Raw genomic sequence first — 14,399 nt, forward strand, 5'->3', positions numbered from 1 at the left:
CACCCGACGCCTCAGCATCGGACCCGCCGCCACCGACCCGGCCGCCCGGGATCTCCCGAGAACTCCGGTGGAATCTCCACCCCCAACGGATGGACGCCCGAAGGTTCCGTCCCTGCCTGGGTCGCGATGAACGGCTGGCTGACCTCCCACCTCCCCGTACCTCACTTGAGCACCGGGCCCACCCGGTAGACTGCCGGGCATGGCGAACAAGGCACGGAAGAGAAAGGTCACCCCGACCCCCGCACCGGTCCCGGACACCCCGACCGAGTTGAGGATCGGAGCAGCCGCACTCTTCGGCCTCGGCGTCGGCGCACTCGCCACGCCCCTGGACCGCACCGTCCAGGCGGCCCTGCTCATCGGCTTCCTCGGCGCCGGCCTGCTGTGGATCTTCAGCCACCCCTACCGTCGTGACGTGCGCAAGGCCGTCGAGTCCCGGGGTCACCGCTACACCACGAAGTTCAGCCAGCTCATCCCGCTGCTGCCACTGTGGCTCGCCCTCATGCTCGTCCCCGGATTCGAGCTGGGCAACTGGTTCGCAGGCCTCGGCATCGCCGTCGTCGGCGCGGCCTACAGCTGGCTGATCATCCCCTTCATCGACGGCACACGGAACGCCGAGAAGCTGCCCGTCCGCAGCTGACCCGGGCCACACGCGTCAGCTCACGGACGCGTCATTCCCACTCGATGGTTCCCGGCGGCTTGCTCGTCACGTCGAGCACCACGCGGTTGACCTCGGCCACCTCATTGGTGATGCGGGTGGAGATCACCTCGAGCGTCTCGTAGGGCACACGGGTCCAGTCGGCGGTCATGGCGTCCTCACTGGACACCGGACGCAGCACCACAGGGTGACCGTAGGTACGGCCGTCACCCTGGACGCCGACGGAGCGGACGTCGGCCAGCAGCACGACGGGGCACTGCCAGATCGTGTTGTCCAGGCCGGCGGCGGTGAGCTCCTCACGGGCGATGGCGTCCGCCTCACGGAGGATGTCCAGACGCTCCGCGGTGACCTCACCGATGATGCGGATCCCCAGGCCCGGGCCGGGGAAGGGCTGACGGCCGACGATGACCTCGGGCAGACCGAGCTCGCGACCGACCGCACGGACCTCGTCCTTGAACAGCAGACGCAGCGGCTCGACGAGCGTGAACTCCACGTCGTCCGGCAGACCGCCCACATTGTGGTGGCTCTTGATGTTCGCGGTACCGGAACCGCCACCGGACTCCACGACGTCCGGGTACAGGGTGCCCTGGACGAGGAAGTCGACGCCGGCACCCTCCGGGGCGTCATCGAGGACGCCGGCGACGGCGCGCTCGAAGGAACGGATGAACTCCGCGCCGATGGCCTTACGCTTGGCTTCCGGATCGGAGACCCCGGCCAGCTTCGACAGGAACGCCTCGCGCTCGTCGACGGTGACGAGCTTGGCACCGGTCGCGGCGACGAAGTCGGTCTCGACCTGCTCCCGCTCACCTTTACGCAGCAGGCCGTGGTCGACGAAGACACAGGTCAGGCGGTCGCCGATGGCACGCTGGACGAGAGCGGCGGCCACGGCGGAATCCACGCCACCGGACAGGCCGCAGATCGCGCGTCCTTCCGGACCGACCTGCTCGCGGACGGCCTCGATGAGCTGCTCGGCGATATTGCCGGCGGTCCAGGTCGGCTCCAGCCCGGCGGTCTCGTAGAGGAAGCGGGCCAGCACCTCCTGGCCGTGCGGGGAGTGCAGCACCTCGGGGTGGTACTGCACGCCGGCCATCTGCTTCGCCGGGCACTCGAAGGCCGCCACCGGGGCACCCTCGGAGTGCGCTGTGACCTCGAAGCCTTCCGGAGCTGCGGAGACGGCGTCCCCGTGGCTCATCCAGACCTTGTGGGTCCCCTCGAAACCGGTGTGCAGCGAACCACCGTCGACGGTGATATCGGTGCGGCCGTACTCACGGTCACCGGTCTGCGAGACCGTACCGCCGAGGGCATGGGTCATGGCCTGGAAGCCGTAGCAGATGCCGAAGACCGGGACGCCGAGCTCCAGCAGACCGGGCTGCAGGGCAGGGGCGCCGTCGGCGTAGACGGAGGAGGGGCCACCGGACAGGATCAGGGCCGCCGGATTCTTCGCGGCGACGTCCTCGGCGGACATGGTGTGCGGGACAACCTCGGAGTAGATCCGGGCCTCACGGACGCGGCGGGCGATGAGCTGCGCGTACTGGGCCCCGAAGTCCACCACGAGGACCGGGCGTGGGTTACCCGGCGTACTGGGGTTCTCTGGGTGCGTCACGGTCCCCCACCTTACCGGACGCCCCCGCCCCGACCGCTACCAGGTCACCCGACTAGCGCACGACCAGCGGAGCCTTCTGGAAGCTCTTCAGGTCGGTGTAACCGCACTTGGCCATGGACCGCTTCAGGCCACCGACGAGGTTCTCCCGGCCGTAGGGGTTGTCGGTCGGACCGAAGAGCAGCTTCTCCAGCGGCAGGGCGTCCGTGGACGGGGAACCGAAGAGTCCGGTGACCGCGTCGACCTCGCCACGGGGCAGCTGCGGGTGGGCGGCGACCGACGGCCAGAAGTAGCCGTGTCCGCCGGAGCTCTCCGCCAGGGCCAGCGGCGCACCGAGGGACACCGCGTCCGCGCCACAGGCGATGGACTTGGCGATGTCGCCGGAGGACTGCAGCTCGGAATCGGCGATGACGTGGACGTAGCGTCCACCGGTCTCGTCGAGGTAATCCAGGCGGGCGGCCGCGGCGTCCGAGATGGCGGTGGCCATCGGCACGTCGATGCCCAGCGTCGAGGTGTTCGTCGTGGTGCCGGCACCGACGATGACACCGGCGACACCGGTGCGCATGAGGTGCTTGGCGGTCGAGTAGTCCACCACGCCGCCGGCGATGACCGGGGCATCGAGGGAACCGACGAAATCGCGCAGGTCCAGCGGCTCACCGTCGGAGTAGACGTGCTGGGCGGAGATCAGCGTGCCCTGGATGACCAGCAGGTCCAGACCCGACCTGATCAGGGCCGGGGCCAGTTCACGGGCGTGCTGCGGGGAGACTCGCACACCGAAGGTGACACCGGAGTCACGGACCTGGGCGATGCGCTCGGTGAGCAGACCGGCGTCCACCGGGACGGAATGCAGCTCCTGCAGCACCGCCTGGGCGGCGAAGTCCGGCTCCGGCACGCCCAACGGGTCATCCCCACCGGCCGCGGTGCGGACCTTCTCCAGCGCGCCCTCGAGGTCGGCCTGGCGACCCCACAGTCCCTCGGCGTTGATGACCGGCAGACCGCCGAGCTTCCCGAACTCGATCGCGAACTCCGGGGTGACCACGGCATCCGACGGGTGGGACATCACCGGGATATCGAAGCGGTAGGCGTCGATCTTCCAGGTGGTGTCCACGTCATGGGACGAGCGGGTACGACGGGACGGGACGATGTCGACCTGGTCGAGGCCGAAGACCCGACGGGCCGTGCGGCCCATGCCGATGCTGACCTGATCCTGCATGTGGTGATCCTTCTGATCCGCGCCTGGTTAGCGCTGGTAGTAGTTCGGGGCCTCGACGGTCATGGTGATGTCATGCGGGTGGGACTCGCGCAGACCGGCGCCGGTGATCTGCACGAAGTGTGCGTCATTGAGCTCGGCGACGGTACGGGACCCGGTGTAGCCCATCGCGGCACGCAGGCCGCCGACCATCTGGTAGACGATCGCTCCGGCGTCCCCGCGGAAGGGGATACGACCCTCGATGCCCTCCGGCACCAGCTTCTCCTCGCTGGTGACGTCGGCCTGGAAGTAGCGGTCCTTGGAGTAGGAACGCTGCTCGCCGTGCAGGCCACGGCCCTTCATCGCACCCAGCGAACCCATGCCGCGGTACATCTTGTACTGCTTGCCGTTGACCACGGTGATCTCACCCGGGGCCTCGGTCGTGCCGGCGAGCAGGGAGCCGAGCATCACCGAGGACGCACCGGCGGCCAGCGCCTTGGCGATGTCACCGGAGTACTGCATGCCACCGTCGGCGATGATCGGGACGCCGGCCTTCCGGGCGGGCACCGCAGCCTCGAGGATCGCGGTGATCTGCGGGGCACCGACGCCGGCGACAACGCGGGTGGTGCAGATCGAGCCTGGGCCGATACCGACCTTGAGGGCGTCCGCGCCGGCCTCGATCATGGCCTCGGCCGCGCCACGGGTGGCGAGGTTGCCGCCGATGACGTCGATCTTGTCGCCGAACTCCTTCTTCACACGGGCGACCATCTCGAGCACGCCGGTGTTGTGGGCGTGGGCGGTGTCGACGACCAGGGCGTCCACACCGGCGTCAACGAGGGTGCCGGCGCGGCGCAGGGAATCCTCACCGGTACCGATGGAGGCACCGCACAGCAGGCGACCGGAGCCGTCCTTGGCGGCGTTCGGGAACTTCTCGCGCTTGGCGAAGTCCTTCACGGTGATCAGGCCGGTGAGCTTGCCCGCGCCGTTGACGATCGGCAGCTTCTCGACCTTGTGCTGGCTCAGCAGACGCAGGGCGGCGTCGGCGGAGACGCCCTCCTCGGCGACAATGAGCGGCATCGGGGTCATGACGTCGGCGACCTTCGCGGAGAAGTCCTCCTCGAAGCGCATGTCACGGTTGGTGCAGATGCCGACGAGCATGCCCTCGGCGTCCACGACCGGCAGACCGGAGATGCGGTAACGGCCGCAGAGTGCGTCCACCTCGCCGATGGTCATGTCGGGGGTGCAGGTCACCGGGTCGGACACCATGCCCGCCTCGCTGCGCTTGACGATCTCGACCTGCTCCGCCTGGTCCGCGATGGACAGGTTGCGGTGCAGGATCCCCATGCCGCCCTGGCGGGCCATCGCCACAGCCATCCGACCCTCGGTGACGGTGTCCATCGCCGCGGAGATGATCGGCACATTGAGGGTGATGTTGCGGGTCAACTGGGTCTTCGTGACCACATTGGACGGGACGACGTCCGAGGCCGCGGGAAGCAGCAGCACATCGTCGAATGTCAGGCCGACTAGCTCCACCTTCCGCGGGTCGTCGCCTCCGGTGGTCACGTACTGAGCGTCGGTCATGCCCTTGAGTTCCTCCTGCATCCGTGGTTGTCGCCGGTCCCGCGCAACCGTGTACGCACCAGAATAACCCCCGGCGTCCACGCGTCCAGCATTGCCTCTACTGCGGTGCCGGAGCAGACCTGTACGGTGGACGGTGTGAACTACGATGACGCGCTGATGCCTCCGGACCCCTTCGCCGGGGACCCGAATGACCCGGCGTCGTTCCTGGAGCCCGACGACGACTATCCCGAAGGGCCGGTCTCCGACGAGGAGCGGGCCCTGCTGCGGGAGGACCTGACCAATGTCCGCCGCTTCCGCCAGCTGCTCGAGCCCCGCGGCGTCCGCGGGATCTCGATGCTGTGCGACGACTGCGACGAGCTCCACTACTACGACTGGCCGATCATCCTGGCCAACATCTCCACCCTCCTCAGCGGGGACGCCGTCCCGGTCCACGAACCCGGCGCCGCCCCCGACCCGGACTTCTACGTGTCCTGGGAGTACTGCGCCGGCTACGCGGACGCCGTCGACTGGATCGAGCAGGAGCACCGGGCCAGCAACCCCCGGTTCCGGTTCTGATCCCCCTCCCCTGCTGCTGCGACTAGGAGCCGGCGATGGCCCCGGCCGCAGCCTGGCCGGTGGTGCCGTCGTCGACCTTGTCGGTCGAGGGAACGCCCGGTTCCGACGGCACGTCGGCGTCGGACGTCCCACCCGGCGTCTCCGGCTCAGTCCAGGTAGGGTCCTCCCCCTCGCCGGGGGCCTCCGTCCCGTCCGGGTCGCTGGGCTCCCCGGACTCGTCCGTTCCTTCAGTGGGCTCCGTGGTCCCGCCGCCCTCGGTCGGGTCCGTGCTGCTCTCCGTGCCGGTGGACGAGCCGTCGCTCTCCGTGGCACTGGTGGTCCCGGACTCCGAGGGCTCATCGCTCGCGGACTCGGACGCGGAGGACGAGGACGCACCGGGGGTCGAGGACCGCTCGGACCCGGACCCCACGACCGTCTCATCCTCCGGGTGGTTCTGCCGCCCATCGACGACCTCGTTGCGGGCGGGGATGCCCGGGATCGCACCGTGGTAGGCGGCGACACCGAATCCACCGACGGCGATGGCTGCGGCCACACCACCGGCGATCACCATGCCGGTGACCGAGATACCGCCGGCCGCCGCAGCACGGCCGGTGAACCCCAGGCCGCGACGGTGACGCCCAGAGTCGATCGGGGTGACCGCCGCATCAGCGTCCAGCAGGGCGTTGATGTCCGGCGGGGTCACCGGGGCGGCGGTGTCCGCCGCGTCCAGCTCCGCACGGGCGTCAGCGAGCAGACCGAGAAGCCGGTCATCGGTCTCGGGTCGCTCCCCCGCGGCAACTGCGTCCAGCAGCCTGTCGAGCCTGATGACGGCGTCGGCATCTCCGGCGCCGTTCACGCTCTCCATGTCCCGGTCGTTCATTCCTGTGTCCTCGCATCCTCGTGCCCGCCGTCACGTTCCTCAAGGACCGCCCGCATCTTCGCCAGCGCCCGGAACTGTGCGACTCGCACCGCTCCGGCCGTCGAGCCGACCATGGCTGCGGTCTCCTCGGCGGAGTAACCGCCGAAGACCCTGAGGGAGACGATCCTGCGCGCCTTCTCTCCCAGCACATCGAGCAGGTCTGAGACTTCGTTACACGAACTCCGGTCAAGTGTCAGCGTTTCCGGGGTGTCCTGTGTGACTTCATTGTCCGGGATCTCGTCGGTGGGCACCGACAGGTCGCGTCCCTGGGAGCGGCGGGCGTCCACGATCTTGTTCGCGGCGATGCGGTAGACGAAGGCCATGAAGGGGCGCCCCTCCTCCCTGTACCCGGGCAGGGCCTTCGCCACGGCGAGGCAGATCTCCTGGGTGAGGTCCTCAGGGGTGGGGTACCGCGTGGCGGGGATGCGCAGGCGGCAGTAGCGGAGGACAGCAGGATGGATGATGTCGATGACCTGCTGGAGTGCTCTCCGGTCCCCGTTCACCGCTGACGGGACCAGCCGCGAGAGCTGTTCGTCCGTGTCGTCAGTAGCTTTCATCGTCCTGTCTTCGTCTGTCGCCCTCAACGCCCCCTCTCATGACAGGGCCACCGGTGAAAATTACCACAGGTCCGGCTGTGGAACGGCACCGTACGAACACTGAGCGAACGCCCGACAGCCGCTCAGAGAGAGCGTCGACAACATCGTTTCTGAAAGCACTTCCCCCCAGATCACCCCCGGAACGGGGTAGAACGTGACATTTCGCGCTGCCGCGGCCGGAAACCTGTCCTAACGTGTGTTTCCTGACGAAATACGGGACACACAGGGGCTACCCGGTTGCGGACACACGGTCCGAACATTCGACATCTTCTCAACAACAGGCTGTTACGTGACGTTCACGAACGGCGGCGAAGCTGTGGTCATCGGATCACGACAGCGTGATCCCGGGAAAGATCCGCACAGACCCCGACACGAGGAGAACCACCATGCCGCAGCCGAGCCAGCTTCCTGGACCGACCTCTGACTTCTGGGATTGGCAGCTCCGCGGTGCCTGCCGGGGTGCAGACTCCGCCGTGTTCTTCCACCCGGACGGTGAGCGTGGCCGGGCCCGTGCGATGCGTGAGCACCGCGCCAAGGCGATCTGCCGTGAGTGCCCGGTGCTGGCACAGTGCCGCGACCACGCCCTGGCCGTCGGCGAGGTCTACGGCATCTGGGGTGGGATGAGCGAGTCCGAGCGCGCCGCCGCCGACCGCCGACAGCGCACCGGTCGGGTCGTCGGTCGCGTCAGCGGCGGAGTCAGCCGCACCGCCCGCGAGGTCCGCGTCTCCGCGTAAGACGCCACCACCGGCTCTGCCCCACCCTGCGCCATCGCGTTGCGTCCTGCGCCATCCGGTTGTGACGGTTTCCTGCCGGGATCGACACAGCCGGATGGCGCAGAGCCGAACCGGATGACCGTCACGACAGCGATCAACGACCACGCACAGCAGAGAGGCACGGCCCCCGTTTCGGGGACCGTGCCTCTCTGCGTGTCCAGTGCCGGGCGAAACAGCCCGGCGACGCGACACCTAGTGGTGGTGACCGTGGCCGGCCGCGGCGGGGGCAGCCTCAGCCGGCTTCTCCACGACAGCGGTCTCGGTGGTCAGGACCATCCGCGCCACGGAGGTCGCGTTGACGACCGCGGAATGGGTGACCTTCACCGGGTCGATGATGCCCTGCTCCAGCAGGTCGCCGTACTCACCGGTGGCGGCGTTGAAGCCCTCACCGTTGGCGTGCTCAGCGATCTTGGAGACCACCACGGCACCGTCGAGGCCGGCGTTGTCGGCGATCCAGAAGGCGGGACGGCGCAGTGCACGGGCCAGAGCCTTCACACCGGTGGCCTGGTCGCCCTCGAAAGACGCGGCGTACTCGTCGAGCTCCGCGGCGATCTGCACCAGGACGGAACCGCCACCGGCGATCACACCTTCCTGGGCAGCGGCACGGGCGGCGTTGATGGCGTCTTCGATGCGCAGTTTGCGCTCGTTGACCTCGGTCTCGGTGGCACCACCGGCACGGATGACGGCGACACCTCCGGACAACTTCGCCAGACGCTCCTCGAGCTTCTCCCGGTCCCAGGTGGAATCGGTCTTCTCGATCTCGGAACGGATCTGGGTACGGCGGGCCTCGAGGTCCGCGGCAGTGCCGGCACCGTCGACGATGACGGTCTCGTCCTTGGTGACGGTGATCCGGCGTGCGGTGCCGAGATCCTCGATCTTCACCTCGGAGAGGTTGCCGCCGATCTCCTTGTCCACGACGGAACCGCCGGTGACGACGGCGAGGTCGTCCATGAAGGCCTTCCGGCGGTCACCGAAGTACGGCGCCTTCACGGCGACGGCCTTGATGGACTTCCGGATGGAGTTCACGACGAGCGTCTGCAGCGGCTCACCCTCGACGTCCTCGGCGACGATGAACAGTTCCTTGCCGGACTTGGCGACCTGCTCCAGGACGGGCAGGAAGTCGGGCAGGGAGCTGATCTTCTCGCGGACGAGGAGCACCAGAGCGTTCTCCAGGACGGCGTGTCCGGTCTCCTCTTCGGTGGCGAAGTAGGGGGACAGGTAGCCCTTGTCGAAGGAGACACCTTCGGTGACGACGAGTTCGTCGGAGATGGACTGCGACTCCTCGACGGTGAGGACGCCGTCCTTGCCGACCTTCTCCATGGCCTCGGAGACCTTGGCGCCGATCTCGGCGTCACGGGAGGAGACGGTGGCGACGTTGGCGATCGCGGTGCTGTCGGCGACCGGCCGGGCACGCTCGCGCAGGGACGCCAGGGCCTTCTCGGCGGCGGCGTCGATGCCACGGTTGAGCTCCAGCGGGTTGGCGCCGGCGGCGACGGTCCGTATGCCCTCGTTGATGAGGGCCTGTGCCAGCAGGGTGGCGGTGGTGGTGCCGTCACCGGCGATGTCGTTGGTCTTGATGGCGACCGACTTCACCAGCTGGGCACCGAGGTTCTCGAAGGGGTCCTCGAGGTCGATGTCGCGGGCGATGGTGACACCGTCATTGGTGACGGTCGGGCCACCGAAGGCCTTGTCGAGCACGACGTTGCGGCCCTTGGGGCCGAGGGTGACGCGCACGGAGTCCGCCAGCGTGTCGACACCGCGCTGGAGGCCTTCGCGGGCCTCCTGGTCAAATGCGATGAGCTTCGACATGGGGCTCCTAGTTCTCGATGACGGCGAGGATGTCGCGCTGGCTCAGGAGCAGGTACTCCTGGCCGTCGTACTTGAGCTCGGTGCCGCCGTAGCGGGAGAAGACGACGGTGTCGCCGACGGCGACGTCCATCGGGATGCGGTCGTCGTCATCGTGCCAGCGGCCCGGTCCGACGGCCACGACGGTGGCCTCCTGCGGCTTCTCCTTGGCGGAGTCCGGGATGACCAGACCCGACGCGGTGGTGGTCTCAGCCTCGACGATCTGGACGAGGACGCGGTCCTCGAGGGGCTTGATGTTGACGTTGGCCACGATGAATACCTCCGTGTATTCAGTCCGAATGAGTTTGCTTGTGCCGGTTGGTGAGCCTGCACAGCCGTCGTCGCGGGTGAACAACTGTGTGTCTTGCAACCTCTTGGCACTCTACCCCGGTTGAGTGCTAACGCTCAACCTCTCCGAGTGCCAGCACCGGAACCTCGACGTCCATCGACGGGTCGGTCGCCACCCGCAGCCCGCTCGGCGCGGTCCCCGCCCCGATGAGGTGGGCGGCCAGCGTCGCGATCATCACGCCGTTGTCGGTGCACAGCGGCAGCGGAGGGACGTGCAGCGTCACCCCGGCGGACGCACAGCGTGCGGCGGCCAGGGCACGCAGCCGACGGTTCGCCGACACTCCCCCGCCGAGCAGCAGGACGGATGCCCCGGTGTCGCGGCAGGCCTTCACGGCCTTGGCCGTCAGCACGTCGACCACCGCCTCCTGGAAGGACGCACAGAGGTCCTCGACGGCGACGGTCTCACCGTGGCGTCCCGCCTGTTCGACGAAGCGGGCGACCGCGGTCTTCAGCCCGGAGAAGGAGAAGTCGTAGACCGGGTCGGACTTCTTCGACAGGCCGCGAGGGAAGGGAACGGCGGCCGGATCACCGTTCGCGGCGAGCCGGTCGATGACCGGGCCGCCCGGGTAGCCGAGACCGAGCAGTCGGGCGACCTTGTCGTAGGCCTCGCCGGCGGCGTCGTCGAGGGTGGAGCCGAGTTCAACCATCGGTTTACCCACCCCGTGCACCTCGAGAATCTGGGTGTGACCGCCACTGACCAGCAGGGCGACGGCATGGGGCAGGTCATCGGGGATGTCCTTGTCCCGGTCGGTGCCGTAGGTGTCGCCGGTGTGGAGGGTGTCCACGGCGACGTGACCGCCGAGGTGGTTGACCCCGTAGAAGGGCACCTCCCAGGCCGCGGCACAGGCCTTCGCCGCGGCGGCACCGACGAGCAGTGCACCGGCCAGACCCGGTCCGACGGTCGCGGAGACGGCGTCCGGGCGGGTGCGTCCGGTGGCCTTCTCCAGGTCGGCGCGGGCTGCCTGCAAGGTGGGGACGAGTGCCTCCAGGTGTGCACGCGAGGCGATCTCGGGGACCACACCGCCGAACCGGGCGTGCTGCTCCATGGAGGACGCCACGCGGTTGCTGATCTGTGTGACGCGGGTCTGCCCCTCGCGCTCCCCAAGCTCGACGATGCCGACGCCGGTCTCGTCGCAGGAGCTCTCGATCCCCAAGATGATGCGCGGGGTGGACGCAGGGGTTCCGGCATTGTCGGTCGCCACGGAGGGCTGCGCGGCCGCCGGGCGGTGCATGGTGAAGGCGTCCGCCCCGGAGGGCTGGTAGTAGCCCTTCCTCGTGCCGGTGACGTCGAACCCGTAGGCACGGTAGAGACCGACGGCGGGCTCATTGTCGGTACGGACCTCGAGGAACACCGGGCCACCGTGACGGTCGGCGAGTTCGATCAGCGGGTCCATGAGCAGCTTCGACCAGCCGTGGCCCCGGGCGTCCTGGGACAGGGCGATGGTGTGGACCTCGAACTCGGGGTCGTCCGGCGGACCGGCCATGGCCAGGCCGGCGAAGCCGAGCAGGGTGCCCTCCCGGAACAGGCCGATATAGCGGGTGTGCGGGGCGGCGATCTCGGAACGGAAGACCGCGGCCGACCACGGGGAGTCGCCGGCGAAGACGGATTCCTCGATGGCGGCGCAGGCCTCGGCGTCCTCAACGGTCAGTGCGGCGACTACCGGGGTACCGACGGCCTCGGCGAGATCGACGCCGCTGAAGTCGAGCGCCTCGGAGACCGGCCTGCGGGTCGGCTCGACGGCGTCCGGGCGGCGCAGGTAGAGCGCACGCAGCGGATCGCCGGGGCGTCGGAGTCCGGCGAGGGTGTGGCGGCGCAGGGCCGCGATGACCAGCCCTTCCGGGGTGGGGTGGGCGTCCTCGTCGGTGACGGTCCAGGAGGCCGGCACCAGATCGGGCTTCGCCGCGATCTCGCGGGTGGCGAGCACGGTCGCGCCCGGGCGCCGCTCGGTGAGGACGCCGGGGGCGGTCACCGTAGGACCGTCGGTGATGTGGGCGGTGGTGGCGTCCACCACGGACCAGTACCACTCCCGGCGTCGGGCGTCGGAGACGACGAGGACCGGCCCCTGCTCTTCTGCCGCGCAGGCTGTGGCGACGTGACTCTCGACGCCGTGGACCGGGATGTTCAGCGCCTCGCCGAAGGCCACGCCGGTGGCCATGCCGACCCGCAGACCGGTGAACGGACCGGGTCCGGTGCCGACGACGACAGCGTCCAGGTCGGCCGGGGACAGGCCCGCCTCGGCGAGGCAGTCGACGATGTTCGGGGTCAGCACCTCCATGTGCCCACGCGGATTCAGCTCGGTGCGGTGGGCGAGAACGGCGGGAGTGGCAGGGATGCCTGTGGCGCCGGAGAAGTTGTCGGGGATGTCGACCACCCCGGCGACGACGTAGGAGGTGGACGTGTCGACCGCGAGAACATGCATGACCACGGATTCTACTTCCCCCGCCCCCGGTGAAGATAAGGCGGAACCCCGCTGCACTCTCCATTTGCAGCGGGGTTCCTGTTGGATACACCCCTCACAGTGATCCGAGACCCATTATGCACGTGATGCGTCATCTACACAATCCCTTGCACCCGATTTCTTCCGGAAACCCCCGTCGGGGGTTAAACACAGGGGGAGTAATTAATGAGTCTTGCCTCTGTCGATCCAGGTCCACAGCAGGTCACGTGGCTCATCGTCATCAGCGAGAGCATCAGTCTCCTCTGCGCCTTCATCACGCACGATCTCCACGTCGATGACCCGGGTCGACAGGGTCTCCACCACTCCTCTGCCCCACTCCGCGACGAGCACCCGGTCCCCCAGGTCATCGTCGACGTCGAGGGACTCCAGGATGTCGAGCACCGCCTCGCGGGGGATGTCCGCGCCCTCCTCGCTGACGGCGGTGTGCACCGCGTCTCCGAGCAGCCGGTAGGCGTCCATGTGGAGCAGGCCGACACCGGGCGTCCCGTCGGGGCGGCTACCGGCCTTGTGCTCCCGGATGATGGTGAAGGTCGGCGACTGCACGCGACCCTTCGCCCCCAGGCCACGGACAAGCCCCTGGGTGAAGGTGGTCTTCCCGGCCCCCAGGGGCCCGGTGAGCACGACCACGTCGCCGGCCTGCAGAACCGCACCGAGCTGCTCGCCGAACTGACGCATGGCCTCCGCAGAGGATGCCGGCACCGTCCCGGACGGGGCGGTGAAGTCGGCGGTGACATCCACGCCCATGGTTCACTCCCCCACGGGAATGGTCCGGCGGGCCACACGGCCGCCACGCGGCATGGTGAGGATCTCGTAGTCGATGGTGCCCGCCGCGTCCGCGATCTCGCGGACGCTGCGTCCTCCCTCGCCGAAGATGACCGCCCAGTCACCGGGGCGCACCGACGCGCCCGGCCCTTCCGCGGCCACCGGTCCGAGGTCCACGACGATCTGGTCCATGCACACCCGGCCGATCTGCGGGTACCACATACCGTCGATCGTCACGCCGAAGTTGCCGGACATCGCCCGGGGCAGGCCGTCGGCGTAGCCCACGGCGACCACGGCGGTGCGGTGGTCCTCCGGGGCGATCCAGTGGTGCCCGTAACTGACACCCTCGCCCTTCTCCACGACACGGGTGGTGACGACCTTCGCACGCAACGTCATCGCGGGACGCAGTTCCACACCGCTGGGGATCGCACACGGGTCCACCCCGTAGATCCCGACGCCGGGACGCACCATCTCGTGGCGCAGATCCACCCGCGACAGAGCCGCCGGGGTGTTCGCGATGTGGTTGACCGGGACGTCGATGCCGCGGGCACGGCACTCGCCGATGCGGGCGGAGAAGCGTTTCTCCTGCAGATCCGTCGTCGGGGACAGCGGGTCGTCCGCACTGGCGAAGTGAGAGAACAGACCGGTGACATCGAGCAGACCGGCGTCGACGGCGGCCTCGGCGGCATCCAGGGCGGCGGGCCACTCCGTCGGGCTGATGCCGGAGCGGGACAGCCCGGTGTCCACCATCAGGCCGACCTTCAGCGGGCGTCCTGCTGCGGCGGACTCGGCGGCAGTGGAGACAGCGGCCTCCAGGTGTGCCAGCGAGGGGATCCCGAGGGTGATGTCCTGTTCGGCGGCACCGCGCAGGTCCTCCCCGACGATCCATATCCACGCGGTGACCGGGGCACCGACCCCGGCGTCCCGCAGTGCAAGGGCCTCACCGAGCGTGGCGACGCCGAGCTCTGCAGCGCCGGCGTCCACTGCAGTGCGGGCCACATCGGCCATGCCGTGGTTGTAGCCGTCGGCCTTCACCACGGCCATGACGCCCGCCGGGGCGACGAGCCCCGCCAGCGTGCGCACATTGTGCGCCACCGCATTGAGGTCGATGACTGTTTCAGCGAGGACGTGCGTGGTG

13 protein-coding genes are annotated in these 14,399 nt (G+C 68.9%); 3 read left to right on the forward strand and 10 right to left on the reverse strand.

Annotation, left to right across the window (positions count from 1 at the left end; all coding sequences use genetic code 11):
* The first annotated feature begins 199 nt into the window (after window positions 1–199).
* Window positions 200–637, forward strand: a complete 438-nt coding sequence (locus ACZ9GM_RS08840) for a hypothetical protein (protein ID WP_291474044.1) — start codon at window positions 200–202, stop codon at window positions 635–637.
* A 31-nt stretch (window positions 638–668) separates the two neighbouring features.
* Here the strand turns inward: ACZ9GM_RS08840 and guaA are convergent, their stop codons facing one another.
* The 3 genes from guaA to guaB are packed head-to-tail and all read right to left on the reverse strand — an operon-like array spanning window position 669 to window position 5,025.
* Window positions 669–2,258 carry a glutamine-hydrolyzing GMP synthase gene (guaA, locus tag ACZ9GM_RS08845; RefSeq protein ID WP_291474045.1) on the reverse strand — a complete coding sequence of 530 codons (1,590 nt, stop codon included), beginning with the start codon at window positions 2,256–2,258 and terminating at the stop codon, window positions 669–671.
* A 52-nt stretch (window positions 2,259–2,310) separates the two neighbouring features.
* Window positions 2,311–3,468 (reverse strand): GuaB3 family IMP dehydrogenase-related protein, encoded by a 1,158-nt coding sequence (locus tag ACZ9GM_RS08850; RefSeq protein ID WP_291474046.1) that lies wholly within the window; start codon window positions 3,466–3,468, stop codon window positions 2,311–2,313.
* 27 nt (window positions 3,469–3,495) lie between these two features.
* Window positions 3,496–5,025 carry an IMP dehydrogenase gene (gene guaB, locus ACZ9GM_RS08855; protein WP_291474047.1) on the reverse strand — a complete coding sequence of 510 codons (1,530 nt, stop codon included), beginning with the start codon at window positions 5,023–5,025 and terminating at the stop codon, window positions 3,496–3,498.
* Between the two features lie 135 nt (window positions 5,026–5,160).
* Between guaB and ACZ9GM_RS08860 the strand changes: the two genes are divergently transcribed.
* Entirely contained in the window at window positions 5,161–5,580 is a 420-nt protein-coding gene (locus ACZ9GM_RS08860; protein WP_291474048.1) for a DUF5319 domain-containing protein, read from the forward strand.
* A 22-nt stretch (window positions 5,581–5,602) separates the two neighbouring features.
* Here the strand turns inward: ACZ9GM_RS08860 and ACZ9GM_RS08865 are convergent, their stop codons facing one another.
* Window positions 5,603–6,439, reverse strand: a complete 837-nt coding sequence (locus ACZ9GM_RS08865) for a hypothetical protein (RefSeq protein WP_291474049.1) — start codon at window positions 6,437–6,439, stop codon at window positions 5,603–5,605.
* Window positions 6,436–7,035, reverse strand: a complete 600-nt coding sequence (locus ACZ9GM_RS08870) for a sigma-70 family RNA polymerase sigma factor (protein ID WP_291474050.1) — start codon at window positions 7,033–7,035, stop codon at window positions 6,436–6,438. Before ACZ9GM_RS08870 ends, ACZ9GM_RS08865 begins: the two co-directional genes overlap by 4 nt.
* 425 nt (window positions 7,036–7,460) lie before the next feature.
* Here ACZ9GM_RS08870 and ACZ9GM_RS08875 point away from each other — a divergent pair, with 425 nt between their 5' ends.
* Window positions 7,461–7,808 (forward strand): WhiB family transcriptional regulator, encoded by a 348-nt coding sequence (locus ACZ9GM_RS08875; protein WP_291474051.1) that lies wholly within the window; start codon window positions 7,461–7,463, stop codon window positions 7,806–7,808.
* 231 nt (window positions 7,809–8,039) lie between these two features.
* On the opposite strand, the gene groL is transcribed toward ACZ9GM_RS08875, so the two are convergent.
* From groL to alr, 5 genes are all read right to left on the reverse strand, one after another.
* Window positions 8,040–9,656, reverse strand: coding sequence for a chaperonin GroEL (groL, locus tag ACZ9GM_RS08880; RefSeq protein ID WP_291474052.1), 1,617 nt, complete (start codon window positions 9,654–9,656; stop codon window positions 8,040–8,042).
* 7 nt (window positions 9,657–9,663) lie between these two features.
* The gene (gene groES, locus ACZ9GM_RS08885) at window positions 9,664–9,963 is read right to left on the reverse strand and encodes a co-chaperone GroES (protein WP_291474053.1); all 300 of its coding nucleotides are present in this window, start codon (window positions 9,961–9,963) and stop codon (window positions 9,664–9,666) included.
* 127 nt (window positions 9,964–10,090) lie between these two features.
* Window positions 10,091–12,460, reverse strand: coding sequence for a tRNA (adenosine(37)-N6)-threonylcarbamoyltransferase complex transferase subunit TsaD (gene tsaD, locus ACZ9GM_RS08890; RefSeq protein WP_291474054.1), 2,370 nt, complete (start codon window positions 12,458–12,460; stop codon window positions 10,091–10,093).
* 201 nt (window positions 12,461–12,661) lie between these two features.
* Entirely contained in the window at window positions 12,662–13,243 is a 582-nt protein-coding gene (tsaE, locus tag ACZ9GM_RS08895; RefSeq protein WP_291474055.1) for a tRNA (adenosine(37)-N6)-threonylcarbamoyltransferase complex ATPase subunit type 1 TsaE, read from the reverse strand.
* A gap of 3 nt (window positions 13,244–13,246) precedes the next feature.
* A complete protein-coding gene (alr, locus tag ACZ9GM_RS08900) occupies window positions 13,247–14,371 on the reverse strand; it encodes an alanine racemase (RefSeq protein WP_476038335.1) in 1,125 nt (374 codons plus the stop codon).
* Window positions 14,372–14,399 lie beyond the last annotated feature (28 nt).

The sequence above is a fragment of the Corynebacterium sp. UD i78 genome, from assembly GCF_056280545.1.

Coding starts and splice junctions, on each gene's coding strand:
- ACZ9GM_RS08840 (WP_291474044.1), top strand. CDS start 200: ATGGCGAACAAGGCACGGAAGAGAAAGGTCACCCCGACCCCCGCACCG.
- ACZ9GM_RS08850 (WP_291474046.1), bottom strand. CDS start 3,468: ATGCAGGATCAGGTCAGCATCGGCATGGGCCGCACGGCCCGTCGGGTC.
- guaB (WP_291474047.1), bottom strand. CDS start 5,025: ATGACCGACGCTCAGTACGTGACCACCGGAGGCGACGACCCGCGGAAG.
- ACZ9GM_RS08865 (WP_291474049.1), bottom strand. CDS start 6,439: ATGAACGACCGGGACATGGAGAGCGTGAACGGCGCCGGAGATGCCGAC.
- ACZ9GM_RS08870 (WP_291474050.1), bottom strand. CDS start 7,035: ATGAAAGCTACTGACGACACGGACGAACAGCTCTCGCGGCTGGTCCCG.
- ACZ9GM_RS08875 (WP_291474051.1), top strand. CDS start 7,461: ATGCCGCAGCCGAGCCAGCTTCCTGGACCGACCTCTGACTTCTGGGAT.
- groL (WP_291474052.1), bottom strand. CDS start 9,656: ATGTCGAAGCTCATCGCATTTGACCAGGAGGCCCGCGAAGGCCTCCAG.
- tsaD (WP_291474054.1), bottom strand. CDS start 12,460: ATGCATGTTCTCGCGGTCGACACGTCCACCTCCTACGTCGTCGCCGGG.
- tsaE (WP_291474055.1), bottom strand. CDS start 13,243: ATGGGCGTGGATGTCACCGCCGACTTCACCGCCCCGTCCGGGACGGTG.